2 protein-coding genes and 1 pseudogene are annotated in these 1,978 nt (G+C 39.3%); all 3 read left to right on the top strand.

Features of this window, described 5'->3' with window-relative positions; all coding sequences use genetic code 11:
- Window positions 1-277: pseudogene (locus Q5O30_RS00910) on the top strand (hypothetical protein); the annotation flags it as partial.
- Between the two features lie 17 nt (window positions 278-294).
- Window positions 295-1,431, top strand: coding sequence for a nucleotidyltransferase family protein (locus Q5O30_RS00905; protein WP_021951890.1), 1,137 nt, complete (start codon window positions 295-297; stop codon window positions 1,429-1,431).
- Window positions 1,432-1,459: 28 nt separating this feature from the next.
- Window positions 1,460-1,978: OPT/YSL family transporter (locus Q5O30_RS00900; protein WP_302674491.1), on the top strand; the 519-nt coding region annotated here is incomplete at its 3' end.

The following is a 1,978-nucleotide window of genomic DNA, read 5'->3' as shown; positions in this document are numbered from 1 at the left end:
TACAAGTGCTAAGGAAACAGCTACAACTGTAGAGGAATCAGTTACGGAAGAAACAGCAGAGGCAACTCAGGAGCCACAGCAGAATGAAACAGAGCCGGAAACAGAGCCGGAAACAGAACCTGCAACAGAGCCACCTGTGGTAACTAAGAAACCAAGACCAACTAAGCCGGCGGTACAAACTACAGAAGCTCCTACTGAGGCAGAACCTGTTACGGAGGCACCTACAGAGCCTGTTACAGCGGCACCTGACGATAATCAGGATAATGCAGGAGAATAATTATTTAGGAAAATAGAATGAGATTTAATAAAAAAACAAGTGATTATTTAATTGAATTATTAAGGTCTGTAATAAATGAAGATTCACCTAAAGAGAAACCGGAGGGTGTAGACTGGGATGACATATACAGTCTCGCCCTGTTTCACAAGGTGGATGAAATGGCTTTTCATGCCATATCAAAACTTACGGGAAAGCCTGAAGGCAGGGAGGCTTTAAAGTGGGAAAAGCAGCATGAAAAAAATCAGATTGTAAATATGGTACAGACAGGAGAAGGAGAAACCATTATAAATGAGGCATCTGCAAGGGGGATAGATATTTTACCTCTTAAGGGGTCTGTGCTTAAAAACATATATCCAAATCCGGAATTTAGGCAGATGGGTGATTTGGATTATCTGGTTTTATCTGATGAAAGTACCATGAAGGAAATGGGAAAACTGTTACATGAATTAGGATATGAAGATGGTGAAGGGGTAGGCCTTGAAGCCAGCCACGACGTGTATATTAAGCCACCTTATATGGAGGTGGAGGTTCACAGAAGACTTCTTCCAACTACTGAGGAAAATCACTGGCATACTGATGATATATGGGACAGGCTTGTAAAAGATGAAGATAATCCCCATCTTATGCATATGACACCGGAGGATTTTTATTTGTTTCATCTTCTTCATTTTGAGAAGCATTATTCCATGGGTGGAAGCGGTATAAGATCCATTATAGACCAGTATTACCTAATGAAAAATTATGGTGCTACCATGGATTTTGATTACATTAATAAGCTTCTTGTTAAAATGAATTATGTTGAATTTGAGGCTATGTGTAAAAATCTTGCAAAGGCATGGTTTGAAGATGGTTTATTAAATGATGAATTAGAACAGTCAGCTGAGTACATAATAAACAGTGGTGCCTTTGGTACCTTTGAGCAATACCAGAAGTGGCGTTTTGAACAGTATAGAAAACAAGGCATAAAAACTAAAAAAGGCTTGTTTTTCCGAAGAATGTTTATGGAAAGGGAAAGGATGGAAAATATATATCCGTCTCTTAAGAAACATGGATGGCTGTTGCCGTTTTGCTGGGTACACAGATTGATAAAGGCTGTTTTGTTTAGAAGAAATAAAATCAAAATGGAGATAAATAGTTTAAGGGATAAAAAATAAACAGGACGTATTCAATGAGGTGAAAGACATGAGTAAAAAAGAGTTTAAGCCATTTATTCCCGCAAATAAGGTTATGCCTGAATTTACTGTGGCATCAGTAGTTTTAGGCATTCTTATGGCGGTTATTTTTGGCGCTGCAAATGCTTATTTAGGACTTCGTGTGGGAATGACTGTTTCTGCCTCTATTCCGGCAGCAGTAATATCCATGGGAGTTCTCCGTGTAATTCTTAAAAAAGATTCCATTTTAGAAAATAATATGGTGCAGACAATTGGGTCGGCAGGTGAATCATTAGCCGCAGGGGCTATTTTTACCATGCCGGCAATTTTTATGTGGGCAAATGAGGGTTTGTGTGAAAAGCCTTCCTTCTGGCTTATTGCAGTAATTGCCCTTTGCGGAGGTTTGTTGGGGGTATTTTTTATGGTTCCTCTTAGAACTGCTTTAATAGTGGAAGAACACGAAAGATTGCCATATCCTGAAGGAATGGCATGTTCTGAGGTGCTGTTGGCAGGAGAAGAAGGAGGAAGTAAGTCAAAGGTGGTTTTTTCA

The organism is Eubacterium sp. CAG:161, from assembly GCF_000432355.1.
GTDB classification, from domain to species: Bacteria; Bacillota; Clostridia; order Lachnospirales; family Lachnospiraceae; genus Eubacterium_G; species Eubacterium_G segne.
Note: the sequence above shows the minus strand (reverse complement) of the source record. Positions and strands in the feature narration are given on the sequence as shown.

Excerpts from the sequence above, each read along its gene's own strand:
- Q5O30_RS00905 (WP_021951890.1), top strand. The coding sequence starts at position 295 with ATGAGATTTAATAAAAAAACAAGTGATTATTTAATTGAATTATTAAGG.